The 18,950-nt window shown below is 63.8% G+C and carries 19 protein-coding genes; 7 read left to right on the forward strand and 12 right to left on the reverse strand.

Going from position 1 to position 18,950, the window contains the following annotated elements:
* Window positions 1–59 precede the first annotated feature (59 nt).
* A complete protein-coding gene (locus AB4Y82_RS05705; RefSeq protein ID WP_441601890.1) occupies window positions 60–596 on the forward strand; it encodes a DUF2501 domain-containing protein in 537 nt (178 codons plus the stop codon).
* Window positions 597–692: 96 nt separating this feature from the next.
* On the opposite strand, the gene AB4Y82_RS05710 is transcribed toward AB4Y82_RS05705, so the two are convergent.
* The 5 genes from AB4Y82_RS05710 to cyoA are packed head-to-tail and all read right to left on the reverse strand — an operon-like array spanning window position 693 to window position 5,518.
* The gene (locus tag AB4Y82_RS05710; protein ID WP_441601891.1) at window positions 693–1,460 is read right to left on the reverse strand and encodes an SURF1 family protein; all 768 of its coding nucleotides are present in this window, start codon (window positions 1,458–1,460) and stop codon (window positions 693–695) included.
* Window positions 1,461–1,494: 34 nt separating this feature from the next.
* Window positions 1,495–1,884, reverse strand: coding sequence for a cytochrome o ubiquinol oxidase subunit IV (gene cyoD, locus AB4Y82_RS05715; protein WP_441601892.1), 390 nt, complete (start codon window positions 1,882–1,884; stop codon window positions 1,495–1,497).
* Window positions 1,881–2,522: a cytochrome o ubiquinol oxidase subunit III gene (gene cyoC / locus AB4Y82_RS05720; protein ID WP_441601893.1), complete on the reverse strand. Its 642-nt coding sequence runs from the start codon at window positions 2,520–2,522 to the stop codon at window positions 1,881–1,883. The genes cyoD and cyoC overlap by 4 nt, the downstream gene beginning before the upstream one ends.
* Window positions 2,515–4,488: a cytochrome o ubiquinol oxidase subunit I gene (gene cyoB / locus AB4Y82_RS05725; RefSeq protein ID WP_441602134.1), complete on the reverse strand. Its 1,974-nt coding sequence runs from the start codon at window positions 4,486–4,488 to the stop codon at window positions 2,515–2,517. The genes cyoC and cyoB overlap by 8 nt, the downstream gene beginning before the upstream one ends.
* 46 nt (window positions 4,489–4,534) lie before the next feature.
* Window positions 4,535–5,518 carry a ubiquinol oxidase subunit II gene (cyoA, locus tag AB4Y82_RS05730; protein WP_441601894.1) on the reverse strand — a complete coding sequence of 328 codons (984 nt, stop codon included), beginning with the start codon at window positions 5,516–5,518 and terminating at the stop codon, window positions 4,535–4,537.
* 137 nt (window positions 5,519–5,655) lie between these two features.
* On the opposite strand from cyoA, the gene AB4Y82_RS05735 reads away from it, so the two are divergent.
* Window positions 5,656–6,987, forward strand: a complete 1,332-nt coding sequence (locus AB4Y82_RS05735; RefSeq protein ID WP_441611155.1) for an MFS transporter — start codon at window positions 5,656–5,658, stop codon at window positions 6,985–6,987.
* A gap of 25 nt (window positions 6,988–7,012) precedes the next feature.
* Here the strand turns inward: AB4Y82_RS05735 and AB4Y82_RS05740 are convergent, their stop codons facing one another.
* From AB4Y82_RS05740 to AB4Y82_RS05750, 3 genes are all read right to left on the reverse strand, one after another.
* Window positions 7,013–7,318 (reverse strand): DUF1272 domain-containing protein, encoded by a 306-nt coding sequence (locus AB4Y82_RS05740; protein WP_441601896.1) that lies wholly within the window; start codon window positions 7,316–7,318, stop codon window positions 7,013–7,015.
* Window positions 7,319–7,379: 61 nt separating this feature from the next.
* Window positions 7,380–7,844, reverse strand: a complete 465-nt coding sequence (locus AB4Y82_RS05745; RefSeq protein WP_441611156.1) for a GNAT family N-acetyltransferase — start codon at window positions 7,842–7,844, stop codon at window positions 7,380–7,382.
* Window position 7,845: 1 nt separating this feature from the next.
* Window positions 7,846–8,238, reverse strand: coding sequence for a rhodanese-like domain-containing protein (locus AB4Y82_RS05750; protein ID WP_441601898.1), 393 nt, complete (start codon window positions 8,236–8,238; stop codon window positions 7,846–7,848).
* Between the two features lie 78 nt (window positions 8,239–8,316).
* On the opposite strand from AB4Y82_RS05750, the gene ftrA reads away from it, so the two are divergent.
* From ftrA to AB4Y82_RS05770, 4 genes are all read left to right on the forward strand, one after another.
* Window positions 8,317–9,306 carry a transcriptional regulator FtrA gene (ftrA, locus tag AB4Y82_RS05755; protein ID WP_441601899.1) on the forward strand — a complete coding sequence of 330 codons (990 nt, stop codon included), beginning with the start codon at window positions 8,317–8,319 and terminating at the stop codon, window positions 9,304–9,306.
* 96 nt (window positions 9,307–9,402) lie between these two features.
* Entirely contained in the window at window positions 9,403–10,260 is an 858-nt protein-coding gene (locus AB4Y82_RS05760) for an EamA/RhaT family transporter (RefSeq protein ID WP_441602135.1), read from the forward strand.
* Window positions 10,261–10,916: 656 nt separating this feature from the next.
* Window positions 10,917–12,521, forward strand: a complete 1,605-nt coding sequence (locus tag AB4Y82_RS05765) for a S10 family peptidase (RefSeq protein ID WP_441601900.1) — start codon at window positions 10,917–10,919, stop codon at window positions 12,519–12,521.
* A gap of 96 nt (window positions 12,522–12,617) precedes the next feature.
* Window positions 12,618–12,992 (forward strand): SnoaL-like domain-containing protein, encoded by a 375-nt coding sequence (locus AB4Y82_RS05770; RefSeq protein ID WP_441601901.1) that lies wholly within the window; start codon window positions 12,618–12,620, stop codon window positions 12,990–12,992.
* Window positions 12,993–13,195: 203 nt separating this feature from the next.
* Here AB4Y82_RS05770 and rpoD read toward each other — a convergent pair whose 3' ends face one another.
* The gene (rpoD, locus tag AB4Y82_RS05775; protein ID WP_441601902.1) at window positions 13,196–15,055 is read right to left on the reverse strand and encodes an RNA polymerase sigma factor RpoD; all 1,860 of its coding nucleotides are present in this window, start codon (window positions 15,053–15,055) and stop codon (window positions 13,196–13,198) included.
* A 163-nt stretch (window positions 15,056–15,218) separates the two neighbouring features.
* Window positions 15,219–15,659 carry a D-aminoacyl-tRNA deacylase gene (dtd, locus tag AB4Y82_RS05780; RefSeq protein ID WP_441601903.1) on the reverse strand — a complete coding sequence of 147 codons (441 nt, stop codon included), beginning with the start codon at window positions 15,657–15,659 and terminating at the stop codon, window positions 15,219–15,221.
* Between the two features lie 161 nt (window positions 15,660–15,820).
* Here dtd and AB4Y82_RS05785 point away from each other — a divergent pair, with 161 nt between their 5' ends.
* Window positions 15,821–16,702 carry an LpxL/LpxP family acyltransferase gene (locus tag AB4Y82_RS05785; protein ID WP_441601904.1) on the forward strand — a complete coding sequence of 294 codons (882 nt, stop codon included), beginning with the start codon at window positions 15,821–15,823 and terminating at the stop codon, window positions 16,700–16,702.
* A 139-nt stretch (window positions 16,703–16,841) separates the two neighbouring features.
* On the opposite strand, the gene AB4Y82_RS05790 is transcribed toward AB4Y82_RS05785, so the two are convergent.
* Together AB4Y82_RS05790 and AB4Y82_RS05795 are read right to left on the reverse strand one after the other, a co-directional pair.
* A complete protein-coding gene (locus tag AB4Y82_RS05790) occupies window positions 16,842–17,165 on the reverse strand; it encodes a hypothetical protein (protein ID WP_441601905.1) in 324 nt (107 codons plus the stop codon).
* Window positions 17,162–18,868 carry an ArnT family glycosyltransferase gene (locus AB4Y82_RS05795; protein ID WP_441601906.1) on the reverse strand — a complete coding sequence of 569 codons (1,707 nt, stop codon included), beginning with the start codon at window positions 18,866–18,868 and terminating at the stop codon, window positions 17,162–17,164. Before AB4Y82_RS05795 ends, AB4Y82_RS05790 begins: the two co-directional genes overlap by 4 nt.
* Window positions 18,869–18,950 lie beyond the last annotated feature (82 nt).

Raw genomic sequence — 18,950 nt, forward strand, 5'->3', positions numbered from 1 at the left:
GCTTACGCGGTCGTAACGGCGCGGGGTGTTGAATGCCGGCACCTGACGGAGGGATACACATGAACAAGCGCATCGGCAGCATCGGAACAGTCTGCGTGGCCATCGGCCTGAGCCTGGTTTGCAGCACGGGCGGCGCGCAGGATCTGGGCAAACTCGGCGGCATGATTCCCGGCGGCGGCTCCATGACGTCCGGCAGCATGGGCAACGTGGCCGGCCTCCTTCAATACTGCATGAAGAACAACTTCCTGGGCGGCGATTCCGGCGCCGCGGGCATCCAGAACCAGCTGATGGGCAAGCTCGGCGGCGGTTCGAGTACCCAGGCGACCAGCACCAACACCGGTTCGAACCCCAGCGACATGCTCGGCCAGCTCACTGGCAGCAAGAAGAAATCCTCCGATACCAGTACCGCCAGCACGGGCAGCGCAACGAATGACCCCGGTTACCTCAGCGGCGCCAAGGGCATCCTGCAGGGCAGCAACGGCCAGAGCATGGACTTGAACAGCGTGGGTGGGGGTTCCAGCGATCTGAAATCGCAGATAACCACCAAGGTGTGCGACACCGTGCTCAAGCAGGGCAAGTCGTTCCTGAAGATGTAGGCGGGTCCGTGTGTTGTGGGAGCGCACCCTGTGCGCGACAGGCGCTGCGCCGTCCTGCGACGCACGGCCGCCGCGCACAGGGTGCGCTCCCACACATCATCCGCGTTCACGCAGGCGCCTCTCATCCCGCGCCACAAAAATCCCCGCCCCCAGCACCATCAACGCCAGCACATACCAGGTGATCAGGTAGCTCAGGTGGTTGTTGGGGAAGGAGATCACCGTGAGCCCACCCTGCGGCCACGCGGGCTTGCCAACATCGAGCGTGCCCGGCGCAGCGTCCTGATCCACAAAATACGGCGCCACATCCTGGAGTCCGCGCGCCTCGGCGATCGCCGCCACATCGCGCGTATACCAGTTGTTGCGTGCCGGATCGTTGTGGCGGAACGGCCGCGGCGCTTCGCTGATGCGCAGCAGTCCCGTTACGCTGGCGTCGCCGTCGGGCGCTGCCGCGCAGCTGCCTTTGAGCCCGCACCAGTCCGCCGGTACAAAGCCACGATTGACCAACACCACTGAGCCGTCGGCTTGTTGCAACGGGGTGACCAGCCAGTAGCCGCTGCCCAGATCGGTGGCTGCCCACACCAGGGTCTGGCGGTCATGCAGAAACCTGCCGTGCAGTTGGACATGGCGATATTCCGACGACTGCGCATTCACCTCACCCCACTGCGCGGGCCCGGGCGCGGCCACGGGTGCGGCGTGCACGCGTGCATCCACCCGCGCGATCAGGTCGCGCTTCCAGCCCAGCCGATACACCTGCCAGGTGCCCAGGGCCACGAAGCTGGCAAACAGCAACACGCCCAAGAGGGTCAGCAAAGCCAGAGCCACGGGGCCGCGCGGTCGGCGGCCCGGTTCTTCAACAACACTCATCGGGATTCACGTATCGGATGTGAGGTGCGGATCGTCAGGGCAGGTTCGACGGATCCATCATCGAGGGCATCATATTGCTGTTGAGGTGATACATGATCCAGATCGACCCGCTCAGCGTGATAACCACCAGTACGATGGTAAACACCAGCGCCAGCATGTTCCAGCCGCCTTCCGATTTCGCGTTCATGTGCAGGAAGTAGATCATGTGCACCACGATCTGCACGGCTGCCAGGCTAAGAATGATCACCGCCGCCGTACTCGACTTGGTGATCACATGCGCCATCACCAGCCAGAACGGAATGACGGTGAGGATCACTGCCAGCACGAAGCCCGTCATGTAGCCGCTGAAAGTGGCATGGATGCCCAGGTCGTCGTCGTGACCGTGACCGTCGTCGTGGGCGTGCAGTTCGTCATGCGCGCTCATGGCAGCACTCCCATCAGATAGACGAAGCTGAAGACGCCGACCCACACCACGTCCAGGAAGTGCCAGAACATCGACAGGCACAACAGGCGTCGTTTGTTGGCAGTGATCAAGCCCTTGCGCAGTACCTGCGTGATCAACACCACCATCCAGATCAGGCCGCAGGTCACGTGCAGGCCGTGCGTCCCCACCAGGGTGAAGAACGAGGAAAGAAACGCGCTGCGCTGCGGCCCCGCACCGATGGAGATCAGATGCGCAAACTCGCGCAGCTCCAGCGTGATGAATCCCGCGCCCAGCAAACCGGTGATGACCAGCCACACCAGCATCGGGTTCTGCCGGTTGCGCTGCATGGCCAGCACGGCAAAACCGTAGGTGATGGACGAAAGCAGCAGCAGCGTGGTGTTCACGGCGACTGCGGGCAGCTCCAGCACTTCCTGCGCAGTCGGTCCGCCCGCGTACTCGCGCCCGAGCACGCCATAGGCGGCGAACAGGCAGGCGAAGACCAGGCAGTCGCTCATCAGGTAGATCCAGAAACCCAGGAGCGTGCCGTTGGCCGGATGGACATCGGCCGACTCGTGGAACAGCAGCTGCTCCGTGCGGCCGCCGCTGCCCGGTGTCATGGAAGAGGTCATATCAGACATGGCTGGCCAATAGATCCGTGCGGGACTGTTCGATGCGGCTGACTTCGTCAGCCGGGATGTAGTACTCGCGGTCGTAATTGAACGTGTGGCCGATCGCCACCAGCAGCAGTGCCACGAACGCCACGATCGCCAGCAGCCACATGTACCAGATCATGGCGAAGCCGAACACGAAGCTCAGCGCGGCCATCATGAAGCCGGCGCCGGTGTTGTGCGGCATATGGATCGGCAGGTAGCCGCTCAGCGGACGCTGCCAGCGATACTTCTTCATCATCCACCACGCATCGTGGTCATGGATGCGTGGCGTAAAGGCGAAGTTGTACTTCGGCGGCGGCGAAGAGGTGGACCATTCCAGCGTACGTCCGCCCCATGGATCGCCGGTGACGTCGCGCAGCGCTTCGCGATGCTTGAAGCTCACGACGAACTGGATGATGTTGCAGGCAATGCCCAGCGCGATCAGGAAGGCGCCGAACGCGGCGACCAGGAACCAGATCTGCAGGGACGGATCGTCGAAGTGGCTCAGGCGGCGCGTCACGCCCATCAGGCCGAGCATATAGAGCGGCATGAAGGCGAAGTAGAAACCCGAGACCCAGAACCAGAACGAGCACTTGCCCCAGAACGGATCGAGCTTGAAGCCGAACGCCTTGGGGAACCAATACGTGATGCCGGCAAACAGGCCGAACAGCACGCCGCCGATGATCACGTTATGAAAATGCGCGATCAGGAACAGGCTGTTGTGCAGCGAGAAATCCGCCGGTGGCACCGCCAGCAGCACGCCGGTCATGCCGCCGATCACAAAGGTGACCATGAAGGCCACCGTCCACATCATCGGCAACTCGAACTCCACCCGGCCGCGATACATGGTGAACAGCCAGTTGAAGATCTTCGCGCCCGTGGGGATCGAGATGATCATGGTGGTGATGCCAAAGAACGAATTGACGCTCGCACCCGAACCCATGGTGAAGAAGTGATGCAGCCATACCAGGTACGACAACACGGTGATCACCACCGTGGCGTACACCATCGATGCATAGCCGAACAGCGGCTTGCGGCTGAAGGTGGCGGTGACTTCCGAGAAAATGCCGAAGGCCGGCAGGATCAGGATGTAGACCTCCGGATGGCCCCAGATCCAGATCAGGTTCACGTACATCATGGCGTTGCCGCCAAGCTCGGTAGTGAAGAAGTTGGTGCCCGCATAGCGGTCCAGCGCAAGCATGGCCAACACGGCGGTAAGCACGGGGAAGGCGGCGACAATCAGCACATTGGTGCACAGCGCCGTCCACGTGAATACCGGCATCTTCATCAGCGTCATGCCTGGCGCGCGCATCTTCACGATGGTCACAAGCAGGTTGATGCCCGATAACAAGGTCCCGACGCCGGCTATCTGCAGCGCCCAGATGTAGTAGTCGACACCTGCGTCAGGGCTGGACACGATATCGGACAGCGGTGGATAGGCCAGCCAGCCCGTGCGCGCGAATTCGCCGATGAACAGCGAACTCATCACCAGCATCGCGCCGGCCACCGTCATCCAGAAACTGAAGTTGTTGAGGAAGGGAAACGCCACGTCGCGCGCACCGATCTGCAGCGGCATCACGAAGTTCATCAGCCCCGTCACCATCGGCATCGCGACGAAGAAGATCATGATCACGCCGTGCGCGGTGAATACCTGATCGTAGTGTTCCGGCGGCAGGTACCCGTGCGATGCGCCGAACGACACGGCCTGCTGGCCACGCATCATGATCGCGTCCGAAAAGCCGCGCAGCAGCATCACGAAGCCGAGGATCATGTACATGATCCCGATCTTCTTGTGGTCGATGCTGGTGAACCATTCGTGCCACAGGTAGCCCCACAGCTTGTAGTACGTGATGGCGCCGAGCAGCGCGAGCGCGCCGATGGCTACCACCACGAACGTCCACATCACGATGGGCACGTGCAGCGGCAACGAATCGATCGACAGTCGTCCGAAGATCAGCTTGGCTAGGTCGGGATGGGAAAGCATCGTGGACACCACCGGATCAGTCGGAGTGGGGATGGGTTGCCATGGCGGCCATGCCGCTGGCCTGGCCGGGGGGAGACACGGCAGCGCCTTCACTGGTCTCGTGCGGGCTCAGGTCGATGCGCGTCATGCACGAGGGATTCTCCGGGTCCACGCAGTGCGTGAGGATGGCGCGGTAAAGGCCGGGCTCCACCGTGGCGTAATACTTCACCGGGTCGTACTCGCTGGGCGCCGCGAGCTTCACATAGGCATCACGATTGAGATCGCCGCCGCTGGCCTTCGCCTTCGCCACCCACTGCGCAAAGCCTTCCTCCGTCACGCCGTGGAAGACGAATTGCATGCCCGAGAAACCGTTGCCGCTGTAGTTGGCGGAGAATCCCTTGAATTCGCCCGGCGCGTTGATCACCGCCTGCAGCTGCGTTTCCATGCCGGGCATGGCGTAGATCTGGCCGGCGAGCGCGGGTATGAAGAACGAGTTCATCACCGTGGACGCCGTAATCTTGAACTGGATCGGACGATCCACCGGCGCGGCCAGTTCGTTCACGGTGGCAATGCCTTGCTCCGGGTATATGAACAGCCACTTCCAGTCGAGCGCGACCACGTTCACCTGCAAGGGCCGTACATTGGCCGGTACCGGGCGATTGGCGCTGATGCGTTCGAGCTGGCGATAGGGATCGAGCTTGTGCGTGCTCACCCAGGTGATCGCGCCAAGCGCAATGATGATGAGCAGCGGTGCGGCCCAGATCAGCAGCTCGAGAATGGTGGAGTGATCCCATTCGGGATCGTAGTGAGCCTTCTTGTTGGATGCGCGGAAATGCCAGGCGAAAAACAGCGTCAGCACGATGACCGGCACGATGATCAACAGCATCAACAATGTCGACGTGATGATCAGATCGCGCTGCTGCACGGCGAGGTCGCCGGACGGCGCCATCAATACGGTCTGGCAACCCGCAAGCAGGAAGACGACGGAGACAAGCAGTCCACGCAGCAGCTTCATAGACATGACCGACGGCGCAACCAGTGTGGAAAACGGTACGCCGTTCGGCGCGAAACAGGAACAGGCCATATTCCCAGTGACGCGAGAGGCGTGGCGGTGCCATAGTGTGGCCGCGACATATTCCTTCTTTGTGAGTAATGACTATGTCAAGCACCTTCCCTGATCACGGCGGCGCCCCGGCTACCACGGCGGAAGACATCGGGCGGCTGCATGCACGTGCCAAGGTGGCGCCAGGCGAGATCGCCATTGGCGTGATCATCGGCCGCACCTCCGAACAGTTCGACTTCTTCGTGTTCGGTATTTCTTGCGTGCTGGTGTTTCCCTCGGTGCTGTTCCCCTTCGCCAGTCACCTGGATGGCATTCTTTACGCCTTCACGGTCTTTTCACTGGCCTTCATCGCGCGACCGTTCGGCACCGCGTTGTTCATGGGTTTCCAGCGGCGCTGGAGTCGCGGCACCAAGCTCACTATCGCGTTGTTCCTGTTGGGCAGCGCGACCGCGGGCATTGCCTTCCTGCCGGGCTACAAGCAGATCGGCAACTGGGCGATTGGACTGCTGATCCTGTTCCGTCTGCTGCAAGGCATTGCGCAAGGCGGATCGTGGGATGGCCTGCCCTCGCTGCTGGCGCTCAACACGCCGCCGGAGCGACGCGGCTGGTACGCCATGCTCGGTCAGTTGAGCGCACCGATCGGCTTCATCGTGGCCAGCGCCTTGTTCCTGTTCCTGCATGCCAGCCTGGATGAGGGCGACTTCATCGACTGGGGCTGGCGCTATCCGTTCTTCGTGGCGTTCGCCATCAATGTGGTGGCGCTGTTTGCGCGCCTGCGCCTGGTGGTGACCGAGGAATACACGGTGGCCATGGAAGAGCGTGAACTTGAACCCGTGGGCATCGGTGAAATCCTGCGTACGCAGGGTTACAACATCTTCATCGGCGCGTTCGCGGCGCTGGCCAGCTACGCGCTGTTCCACCTGGTGACGATCTTCCCGTTGTCATGGATCGTGCTCAAAAACTCGCAGGCGGTGGATTCCGTGCTGTTGATCCAGATTTTCGGCGGTGTGGCGGGCATCTTCGGCATCGTGATGTCGGGCTACGTGGCCGATCACATCGGCCGGCGCACCACGCTTGGTGTGGCGGCGGGCCTTATCGGTCTGTTCGCCTTGGCCACGCCGTGGATGCTGGACGGCGGCAAGGAATTGCAGGACGCCTTCATCATCGTGGGCTTCCTCCTGCTTGGCTTCTCGTATGGGCAGGCGGCCGGCAGCGTGACGTCGAATTTCGAGGTGCGTCTGCGCTATGCGGGCGCCGCGCTGACCACCGACGTGGCATGGTTGATCGGTGCGGCCTTTGCACCGCTGGTGGCGCTGGGTTTGTCGATGCGCTTCGGCCTGGCGGCGGTCAGTGCCTATCTGCTCTCGGGTGTGGTGTGCACCTTGCTGGCGCTGCGCGTGAATCGCGCGCTGGCTGCACGCGAATAGGCGTCGCTGGCCGGAACCGGATCTATCAGCGTTGCGCGGGTGCGCGGTGGTTCACTTGGGCCACCAGCACGGCATGCCTGGCCAGGTCCACGGGCTTATGCGTCACCTGCGTTGTTGCGGGGTAGCGTGACAGCGAATTGCCGTTCTTCCAGTCCCGCGCGGGGCGCACCGGCCGCGGCGTGAATCCACCGCCGCAGTTCGGACAGACATTCTGCAACAGCTCGACACAGTCGCTGCAGTAGGTGCATTCGAACGAGCAGATCATGGCCTCCGTCGATGCCGGTGGCAGCGCTTTGTTGCAATGCTCGCAGGTCGGTCGTAGATCCAGCATGGGAACTCCACTTCGCAATATTGCCGATGATGCCAGAGTAGCTTGCGGCAGCTCCGCGACGTCATGCGCCGTCCAGCGGCAACACGTAGCGCAGCTTGGCATGTTCGTTGGCGCCCAGCCTTCGGTAAAAACGCGCTGCTCCATCGTTCCAGGCGGGCGTCTGCCATTGCACGGATGCGCATCGCTGCGCTGATGCGTGGGCGATCACGTGCTCCCATAGCTGGCGTCCGATCGCATGGTTGCGCCATGGCGCGCGCACATAGAGGCAATCCATGTGCAGATAACTGACACGATCAAGCGTGGAGAAATCGACCGTCGCACTGGCATAACCCACCACGGCGTCGCCGATGCAAGCGAGCCACGCCATCAGCCGAGGCGTATCGCCATCGAGGGCGTCGGCAAGCGCTGCGGCGCGCTCGCCGGGAACATGTGGCAGCCGTTCGAAATCCGCGTGCTCGGCGCAGATCGCCATGAGCTCGGGCACATCCGGAGCATGCGCCCGGCGAATTCTGACGTCGTGCTGCATCTCAACGCTCGAGGCCGAAGCCTTCATCGATCCACCCGGTGAGCCCGCCGATCATCTCCTTCACCGGACGGCCAAGTTGCGCGAGCTTCACCGCCGCCTTGTTGGCGCCGTTGCAGTGCGGGCCGGCGCAGTACACGACGAACAGCGTGTCGGGCGAGTATTCCGCCAGGCGCTGCTCGCTGATCATGCGGGTGGGCAGGTTGAGCGCACCCGGCACGTGACCGGCGGCGTAGAGCGTTGGCGTGCGCACGTCCAGCAGCACGAAATCCTTCGCTTCATGGTGGGTCGCGTAATAGACGTCGGCACAATCGGTCTCGAAGCCGAGCCGGGCCTGGAAATGCGCCAGCGCTTCATCGCTGGCGGCGGGGGAGACACGTTGCACCACGCTGCTCATGGAATCACTCCAGTGGAAAGACAGCGTCAGTATCGGCACTGGCGCGCTACGCCGACATTGGCAAGAATGCCAGTCACCATGAAGAAACCGCCAAAACGATCCGGACGCCTGTCCGGTCCGCCCAACCGGCAGGTGGCGGCCCTGGTCTACGACGGGCTGTGCACCTTCGAGTTCGGCATCGCCGTGGAGATGTTCGGCCTGCCGCGCCCCGAACTGGCCGACTGGTACGACTTTCGGCTGTGCGCGGTGGACCGCGGCCCGATGCGCGCGGCCGGCGGCTTGCGCGTGCTGGCCGATGGTGGCCTCGAGGCGCTCGCTGGCGCCGGCACCATCATCGTGCCGGGTTGGCGAGGCATCGACGCGGCGCCACCCGAGCCGCTGCTTGAGGCTCTGCGTGCGGCGCATGCGCGCGGCGCGCGCTTGCTGTCGTATTGCTCGGGCGTGTTCGTGCTTGCCGCCACGGGACTGCTCGATGATCGTCGCGCGACCACGCATTGGCGCTATGCCGAGGCCCTGGCCGAGCGCTATCCGCGCATCCGCATCGAGCCGGATGTGCTCTATGTCGACGAGGGTCAGCTGCTCACCTCGGCAGGCAGCGCGGCGGCGCTGGATCTTTCGCTGCACCTGATTCGCCGGGACTATGGCGCGGAAGTGGCCAATAGCGTCGCGCGTCGTGCGGTGGTGCCGGCGCATCGCGATGGCGGGCAGGCACAGTTCATCCAGTCGCCCATGCCGGCGCAGGGCGCGGGACTGGGCAAACTGCTGGAGTGGATGCGTCGCCACCTCGACCAGCCACAGCCTGTGGCAGTGTTGGCCGAGCGCGCCCGCATGAGCGAGCGCACGCTCTTGCGGCGCTTCGAGGAAGCCACCGGATGCTCGCCCAAGCAGTGGTTGACGCATGAGCGCCTCGGGCGCGCGCGTGAGCTGCTGGAGGGCAGCGAGATGGGCGTGGACCGCGTGGCCGAGGTGTGCGGATTCGGCAGTGCGGATACCCTACGTCACCATTTCCGACAGCACCTGCAGCTGAGCCCGGCACGCTACCGCGAGCGATTCGCCCTGCAACGGTGAGCGTCGCCGGTGCGGCTGGCGCACCGCAGGAAAGTTGACATCTACACCGGGTATATCGGCGGAGCGGAACCGCCGTGTCGCCCACAAGGAATCTTCATGGTTTACGTGTTGCTGAGCGTGGTCTGCAGCGTACTGGTGTCGGTCTTGCTGAAGCTCTCCCGCCGACTGTCCGTGGATGTCGGACAGGCGATCGCCTGGAACTACGTCGCCACCAGTGCGCTCACGATGTTGGTGTTTCGCCCTTCGTTAACCGTGTTGTCCAGCGCGCAGGCGCCCTGGCTGGGCTTTGTCGGGTTGGGCCTGCTGTTGCCGTTGATCTTTCTGGCGCTTGCCGCCTCGGTGAGCAGCGCCGGCATCGTGCGCACGGACGCAGCGCAGCGCCTGTCGCTGCTGATTTCCCTGCTGGCGGCGTTCCTGCTGTTCGGCGAAACGCTGAGTATGGGCAAAGGTTTTGGCATCGCGATAGGTTTGGTCGCGCTTGCGTGCATGGTGTGGCGCGGATCGGCTGCCACTCACGGCGAGGGTGAACGTAGCTGGCTTTGGCCGCTGGTGGTGTTCGCGGGTTTTGGCGCGATCGATATTCTGTTCAAGCGTGTGGCGGCTGCGGGTACGCCGTTTGCAGCTTCATTGCAGGCGATGTTCGCTCTGGCGCTGGTGGTGTCGCTGGCGATCCTGTTGTGGCGTCGCTGGCATGACCGCACGTTTTTCACGTTGCGCGATGCGGTGGCGGGGTTGCTGTTGGGGTTGGCCAACTTTGGCAATATCGTGTTTTACGTGCGGGGGCATCAGGCGTTGCCGGATCATCCGTCGCTGGTGTTTGCCAGTATGAATCTGGGGGTGGTGGCGTTGGGGGCAGTGGTTGGCACGGTGGCATTCCGTGAGCGCTTGAGTTGGGTTAATGCGGGGGGTGTGGTGTTGGCGTTGGGGGCGATTGGAGTGATCGCCTGGGGGTGAAGTCGTCATTCCGGCGTAGGCCGGAGGCGCTCTTCAACAGCCGAATGGCTAGTCATCCAGTAGCGGTGCGCCACTATTGTCGCGCTGCCGCCAGCGTGCCGCCTACGCGGCGGGCGTTTCGATCGCCTGCCGGCGCTCGAGTCACTTTTCTTTTGCTGGCCCAAAAGAAAAGTAACCCAAAGAAAATGGCCTGATAACGCCCGCAGCATCGTGCTGGGATAAGCCCGAACGCTCGAGGCGCGTCGTTGCGGGACAACCTCCGAGGGTACACAGCGGGTACCTCAATGCGCTGCGCAACGCGCCCGAATCGCTGAGGACTTAGAGCGGGGCCTCGCTGCGCGTCGGCTTTAGACATCCCTACTTACGTCTGCCGCAGCTGCTTGTCTGTGGGAGCGCACCCTGTGCGCGACAAACCTACGGAGCGGTGCACCACACTTCTCCCTCTCCCCTCCGGGGAGAGGGTTGGGGCGAGGGGGCCATCTAGCCTCGCGCTTTCATCAGGCCCGATTGAAAGCTTGGGAAACATCGCGAGATCTCGCGATTATGCAGCCGTCGCAGAGTTCCCCCGCCAATGACTTCTGGCGTATGAAACCACCCAGCCACGGCACCTAAGCTGGAGCGTCGCGCTACCGCGTCCGTTCAGAGGTTTCACTTTCATGCGCAAGCTTCCCCTCGTCGTGGCGCTGGCCACGCTGTTGCTCGGTACGGCGGTTCATGCCGATGACAAGAAAGACAACAAGGACAAGCCGGAGGACAAGCCCGATGCCGTGCTGCTCAAACCGCAGACGTCGGAGACCTCGGGCACGGTGAAGGTCGAGGGCAAGAGCATTGACTACAAGGCGGTGGCGGGCACGTTGGTGTTGCATGGCAGCGGCGACAAGGAGAGCGAGCCGCAGATCAGCATGTTCTACGCCGCGTACTTCAAGAAAGGCGCGGAGCCGGGCAAGCGGCCGATCACCTTTGTCTACAACGGCGGCCCGGGTTCGGCCACGGTGTGGCTGCACATGGGCGCGTTCGGGCCCAAGCGCGTGGTGACCAGCGATGATGCGCATACACCGGCTGCGCCGTACGGCCTGGTGAACAACGATTACAGCTTGCTCGATGCCTCCGATCTGGTCTTCATCGATGCGCCCGGCGCAGGCTTCAGTCGCCTGATCGCCGACGACGCCGACAAGGGCAAGCGCGAAGAGTTGATGAAGGACCGCAAGAAGACGGTCTACAGCGTCGATGGCGACGGCCATGCCTTCGCGCAGTTCATCACCCAGTTCCTGTCCAAGTACAACCGCTGGAACTCGCCCAAGTACTTGTTCGGCGAAAGCTACGGCACCACGCGCTCGGCGGTGGTGGCCAATATTCTGGAAAATGAAAACAGCGTCGACCTCAACGGCGTGATCCTGCTGTCGCAGATCCTCAGTTTCGACAGCAGCATCGATGGTCCGGCCAACAACCCGGGCGTGGATCTGCCGTACGTGGTTGGCCTGCCGACCTTCGCGGCCACGGCGTACTACCACCACAAGCTGCCGCAGCAGCCCGCCGCGCTGGAGCCCTTCCTGCGCGAAGTGGAGCAGTACGCCATGACCGACTACGCCTCAGCCCTGATGGCCGGCTCGCGTCTGGACCAGGGCCGCAAGCAGGCCGTGGCGCAGAAGCTGCATCAGTACACCGGCCTGCCGGTTGCCTACCTGATGAAGGCCAACCTGCGTGTCGACGGCGGCATGTTCGAGCATGAGCTGCAGGCCGATGGCGACATCACCACCGGCCGCCTGGACAGCCGCTTCTCGGGTCCCTCGATCGACCCGCTGAGCAAGTCGTCCGACTACGATCCGCAGTCCTCGGCGATCAGCTCGGCCTATGTGGCGGCGTTCAACGACTACGTGCGGCGCCAGCTCAAGTTTGGCGAAAACCAGACCTATCGCTTGTTCGCCAACATCGACAACTGGGACTTCTCGCACAAGGCGCCGGGCTCGACCGAATCGCTGCAGCAGTCGACCAACGTGATGCCTGATCTGGCCACGGCGATGAAGACCAATCCGAACCTGCGCGTTTCGCTCAACGGCGGCTACTACGATCTGGCCACGCCTTATTTCGCGGCCGACTACGAGATGCATCACATGCCGATACCGGCGAACCTGGAGAAGAACATCTCCTATGCGTGGTATCCGTCGGGGCACATGGTCTACGCCCACGAGGATTCGCTCAAACAGCTGCACGACAACGTGGCGCGCTTCATCGGCGACACCGACAACGTCGGCAAGCATTGATGTGTGCGTGAAGGTGCGCCATGAACGGCGCACCTTCACATCCGGCTACCGCGGGCGGCGTTACGCTCGCGGGCCTCGCCAGCCGGAGGTTCCACGATGAGTACCGAATCCGTAGCAAAGCGCCTGGTGGCCATGTGCCGCCACGGCCAGTTCGAGGAAGCGCAGCACGAGCTTTATGCCAAGGACGCCGTGAGCATCGAGCCGGAGGGCATGGCGCAGGGCCCGCTCGGCAACGTCAAAGGCCTGGACGCCATCCTCGAGAAGGGCAAGCGCTTCCAGGCGGGTGTCACCGAGATGCACGGCGTACAAGTCAGCGAGCCGCTGATCGCCGGCAACTGGTTCAGCGTCGTGATGACGCTGGATGTGACCATGAAGGAATACGGCCGCGTCAACATGCAGGAGATCTGCGTCTATCACGTGAAGGACGACAAGATCGTGCAGGAGCAGTTTTTTTACGATGCGGGTGGGTGAAGTCGACCGTGCCCCCTGTGGGAGCGCACCCTGTGCGCGACGCGGTCTATCGGCTTACCGTGCAATGGGATCTTGCGGCGAGGCCATGCCGGCTTCGCCGGCTGTCGCGCACAGGGTGCGCTCCCACAGGTCATCGGGTCGCGTGAGGCCCCAACAAAAAGCCCCGCTTTCGCGGGGCTCTCTGCAAATGCACCAGCGTGTGCTTAGTCGATGTCGAGGAACGAGCGCAGCTGTTCCGAGCGGCTCGGGTGACGCAGCTTGCGCAGTGCCTTGGCCTCGATCTGGCGGATGCGTTCACGCGTGACGTCGAACTGCTTGCCGACTTCTTCCAGCGTGTGATCCGTGTTCATGTCGATGCCGAAGCGCATGCGCAGTACCTTGGCTTCGCGCGGCGTAAGGCCGGCGAGCACGTCGCGCACGGTTTCCATCAGGCCCGTTTCGGTGGCTGACTCGATCGGCGAGGACGCGTTGGTGTCCTCGATGAAATCGCCAAGATGGGAATCCTCGTCGTCGCCGATCGGGGTTTCCATCGAGATCGGTTCCTTCGCGATCTTCAGCACCTTGCGGATCTTGTCCTCAGGCATGTCCATTTCCTTGGCCAGCTCTTCGGGCGTCGGCTCGCGGCCGAACTGCTGCAGCATCTGGCGGGAAATGCGGTTCAACTTGTTGATCGTCTCGATCATGTGCACCGGGATACGGATGGTGCGGGCCTGGTCGGCGATCGAGCGGGTGATGGCCTGGCGGATCCACCACGTGGCGTACGTGGAGAACTTGTAGCCGCGGCGGTATTCGAACTTGTCCACCGCCTTCATCAGGCCGATGTTGCCTTCCTGGATCAGGTCCAGGAACTGCAGGCCGCGGTTGGTGTACTTCTTGGCGATGGAGATGACCAGGCGCAGGTTGGCCTCGACCATTTCCTTCTTGGCGCGGCGTGCCTTGGCCTCGCCGATCGACATCGTGCGGTTGATTTCCTTGATGTCGGTCAGCGGCAGGAACAGCTTGTGCTCGATCGCGCCGAGCTTTTCCTGCTCGCCGTCGATCGCTTCCTTGTAGGTCTTGATGTTCGGCGACCACTTCTGGCGCTTGCGGCCCAGCTCGTTCGCCCACTCGAGGTTGCCCTCGTTGCTGGGGAACGTCTTGAGGAACTCGGCCTTGGGCATCTTCACGTGCTTGACGAAGATCTCCATCAGCACGCGCTCGTGGTGACGGATATCGTTCACCACTTCGCGCAGCTTGCGCACGAAGCTGTCGATCAGCGCGGACGGCAGCTTGAGCTTGAGGAATTCCTCAGCCATCTGGTCGCGCAGCTTGGTGACCTTCTTGTCGTTGATGTCGGTGGCCTTGGGGGCCGCCTTCTGGAACTTGCCGTAGTAGTCGCGCAGCAACTCCATGCGGCGCTTGACCTCTTCCGGGTCCGGACCAGTCGGGCCGGCTTCTTCTTCTTCGGCCGCGCCTTCTTCTTCTTCGTCTTCGGCGTCCGCGTCGGCTTCTTCAACCTCGGCGTCGGCGGCAGCAGCCTGGGCCGCGTCGGCGGCTTCTTCAAGGTCGGCGAAGCCGGCCAGGATTTCGCTCAGGCGGCGCTTGCCGTCCAGATGCTGGTCGTATTCCTCGAGCAGCAGCTCGATGGTCAGCGGGAAGCTGGCAAGCGCGGTCTGCACCTGGCCCAGGCCTTCCTCGATGCGCTTGGCGATGGCGATTTCGCCCTCGCGGGTCAGCAGCTCGACCGTACCCATCTCGCGCATGTACATGCGCACCGGGTCGGTGGTGCGGCCCACTTCGGAATCGACCGCCGACAGCAACGCGACCGCTTCTTCGGCGGCAGCTTCGTCGTCGGTGGACGCGCCGGGCGCGTTGTCCGAGAGCGGATCGGAATCGGGAGCGGCATCGTGCACTTCAATGCCGACGCCCTTGAGCACCGCCATGATGTCTTCGATCTGCTCCGGATCGACAATGTCGTCGGGCAGGTGGTCGTTGATCTCGGCGTAGGTCAGGTAGCCCTGCTCCAGACCCTTGGAGATGAGCGCCTTGATTTCAGACTGTTGCTCGGGAGCTTTGCTATTCATACCTACCGCCGCGTATGCAGGAACCGATCAGTATACCCATGTGATGCTTTTTTGACCAGTTTTCAAGGAAGAAAATCGGTAGCGCCGACACGCAAAAATCGCGCCAAATCGGCATCTTCCGAGGATTTTTTCGTCTTTGGTCGAGATCGCCGGGGTGCAGGCGTCATGGGGTCTCCAGCCAGAAGGTGACTGGGCCGTCGTTGACCAGATGTACCTTCATATGGGCGCCGAACTGCCCGATTTCCACCCTGGGGTGCGTTCCGCGGGCCAGTTCCACCAGCCGGTCGAACCAGCGGCGGCCCTCCTCGGGCGTCGCCGCGCTGGTGAAGCTGGGGCGCATGCCCGAACGGGTGTCGGCGGCCAGGGTGAACTGGCTGACCAGCAGCAGCTCGCCGCCGGTGTCGGCCAGGGAGCGGTTCATGCGGCCCTGCTCGTCGGCAAATACGCGGTAACCCAGCAGGCGTTCGAGCATGCGCCTGGTGCGCGGTTCGTCGTCGCCGGGCTGCACGGCGACCAGCGCAAGCAGGCCGGGGCCAATGGCTCCGACGGTGGTGTTTTCGACATCGACACGGGCTGACAGGACACGCTGGATCAGGGCGATCATCGAAAGTGGTAACGGCCGGAGACGGCGGAAGCTTAGGGCCTGACTATCGCCGACGCATAGCCTGCGAAAGTTGTAGAGCATGCCCTGGGGCGAAGAACGTAACCGGGCCGCATGTCGTTGACCCGTGAACCGGCGACGCGGGCGGTTACACTGCGTCGCTCATGCGATTCGACATCACCCTCCTCTATCTCCTCCTGCGCCTGTTTGGACGGCTGCCGCTGCGCACGCTGCATGCCCTGGGCGCCGCCATCGGCCGCCTCTCGCTGGCCCTGCACACGCGCACCGCGCACAACACCTCGGTGAACTTGCAGCTGACCCGGCCCGGCCTGGACAAGCGCGCGCATGCCGCCTTGCTGCGCGAAGTGATGGAGGACGCCGGCCGCTCCGCCACCGAGATCACCTGGATCTGGGGCAACGATGCCGAGCGTGCGCTCGACCTGGTGCGCGAGGTCCGTGGCGAGGCGCTGTTCGATGCCGCGCTGGCGTCGGGCAAGGGCGTGATCATCGCGGCGCCGCACCTGGGTTGCTGGGAGTTGCTCAACTATTGGCTGTGCCGCAAGACGCCGATGGCGATCCTGTATCGCCCGCCGCGCATTGCCGCGATCGAAGGCCTGCTGCGCAAGGTGCGCGGCGCGCTGGCGCCGGAGCAGGTGCGTGCCGAAGGCGCCGGCGTGCGCACCTTGTACAAGCGACTGGCTGCCGGTGGCACGGTGGGCATCCTGCCGGACCAGAAGCCGCGTGCCGGCGAAGGCGAAGTGGCGCCGTTCTTCGGCCAGGATGCGCTGACCATGGTGTTGTTGCCGCGGCTGGCCGCGCGCACCGGTGCGACCGTGCTGTTCGCCTTTGCCGAGCGCTTGCCCAAGGGCGAAGGTTTTCGCATCCATCTGCTGCCGGCGCCGGAAGGTCTGGCCGATGCGGACCTCGCGATCGGTTGCCGGGCGCTAAATCAAGGCGTGGAACAGTGCGCGGAGCTGGCCTTCTCGCAGTACCAGTGGCAGTACAAGCGTTTCTCGGCGGACACCTGGAAAAGCCCGTACGACTGAATCACTTGCGCGGCATCCCACCTGTGGGAGCGCACCCTGTGCGCGACATGGGCGCCTGGTCGTTACCGCTCCGCAGGCTTGTCGCGCACAGGGTGCGCTCCCACAAATATCTCGCCGCACGGCAGATGCGGGCGGTTGCTCAGCCCTGCTTTTCCAGCCGCCGCAAAAACACTGTCATTTCCTTCTCGGCCTGCTTGTCGCCGCGCGCCAGGGCGACGCTGATGCCCTGGCGCCACGCGTCGGCGGCGCCGGCTTGGTCATCCATGGCCAGACACGCCTTGCCCAGCAGTTTCCACGCGGCGGAATAGCGGGCGTCAAAGGCCAAGGCCTGGCGAAATTCCGGAATCGCCCCCGCGGCATCGCCCGCCGCAAGCAGCGCATTTCCCAGCGAAAAGCGCAGCAAGGCGCCATCGCGCGGACCGCCGCACTGCGCGCGCAGGTTGGCGATCAGAGCGTCGTTCATTGCAGGGCGCGGGAGCGCCACGGGTCGACCTGGTAGACCCGGGTCGGGTGCGGTGGCTCAGGCGGCACGCGGCCGGCGCGTAGTTCGGCCAGCGATTTGGCCGGCCAGATCACCACCCAGCCGGAGCGGAACGGCTGCACCAGCAGCGCATAGCGCAGCGCATCGTTGGTGAGCTTGTCCGGATGCTCCACGATCAGCCCATCGGGGTGTTCCTGCGCGAACGTCTGCAGGGACTTGCCTTCGTACAGGCGCTCGATGCTGTGGGTCAGGCGGCCGGCGAAATGGAACTGGCCTTCGTAATTGCCCAGCAAGCCCAGGGCCTGGTTCTGCGCATCGGCCGCGCCGAGCAACTGGGCCGACGGCCGCAGGTCGAAGTTCTGCCACATGGTGAGGGTGAACAGCGTATTGAGCGCCAGCGTGCCGACCAGGCCGGCAAACGCCAGGCGCCGCAGCTCGCCGCGACCGCGCAACAACAGCAGCACGCCCAGCAGCACAAACACCACGCTGAAGAAGCGGCTGTAGCGCTGGGTCGTGTCGAACCATTCGCCATGCAGGTCGTTGTGCGAGACCAGCACCGGCAACACGAACAGGAAGATGCCGAACAGGATGCCGCCCACGCCCAGCGGCCAGGTACCCAGCCAGGGGTTGTCGGCCAGCTTCGGACGCTGATCGCGCAGGGCCGCGATGGCGCCGGCCACGAGCAGGGCCGCGCCAGCGAATTCCGGCAGCGGGTAATACAGCTGCTTGCCGCTGATGAAGGAGAACACCACGATCACCGGCACCAGCCAGCACAGCGCAAAACGCAGGCCGCTATCGAGCGGGCGGCGCAGCGTGGCGAGCGCCACCCAGGCGCGCGGCCATCCGCTGAACGGGAACAGCAGCGCCGGGATCATCGGCACGTACCACCAGAACGGGCGTGCGTGATCGAACGCGTTCACCACGCGGCCGGCGGTCTGGGTGAAGAACAGGCGTTGGCGGTAAGCCTCACCGCCCGCGAAGCCGGCAGGCAGCGCCCAGGCCAATAGCATCGCACCGCCCAGCAGCAGCGCCAGCACGCCGCGGCCGTACCAGCGCATGCGGTTGTCGCGAGCCCAGTCGCTCCACAGCGGGCCGAGCAGGAAGGGGAAGGCCACGTGCAGAAACATCACCGGGCCCTTGGTGAGCAGGCCCGCACCCACGCACAGGCCAAACAGCAGCCAGCGCGGCTCCGCGCGGTCCCGCTTGGGCGTCAGGCAAAGCAGCGCAGCCAGCACCCAGACCGCCAGCAGCACCTCGTACATGATCTGCAGGCCGAACAGGAACGCATAACCGAGCGCCAGCAGGATCCACGGCGCGCCCTTGGCCACCCACGGGCGGTTCGGAAACAGGCGCTGCGCCAGCACCGACACCAGCACCAGCTGGGTGCCGCCAAAGATCACCTCAAGCACGCGCGGCCAGATGTCGTTGACGCCGGTCACCAGCCAGCCGGCGTGGATCATCCAGAACAGCAGCGGCACCTTCTCGCTGTAGGGCGAGCCATTGATGTGCGGCACCAGCCAGTCGTGGTGAATCCACATCTCCCAGGCCACCGCGAGCGTGCGGGTGGAATACAGCGGCATCGGGCCGTGCGAGAAGATCGCCAACAACGCGGCCAGGGTCCACAGCGGCAGCCATGGCCAGAGGGAGCGCAGGTGTTCTGAGCGGCTATAGCTGCTGGATGCCACGGGCAGTCTTCTTTATGGGATTGAAACAATTCTAGCCCGAGCTGCCCCTGCTCCACGCTGACCCGGCCGCCGCGCGGCCGGG

Source organism: Dyella sp. 2YAF14 (genome assembly GCF_052114725.1).
Taxonomy (GTDB): Bacteria; Pseudomonadota; Gammaproteobacteria; order Xanthomonadales; family Rhodanobacteraceae; genus Dyella.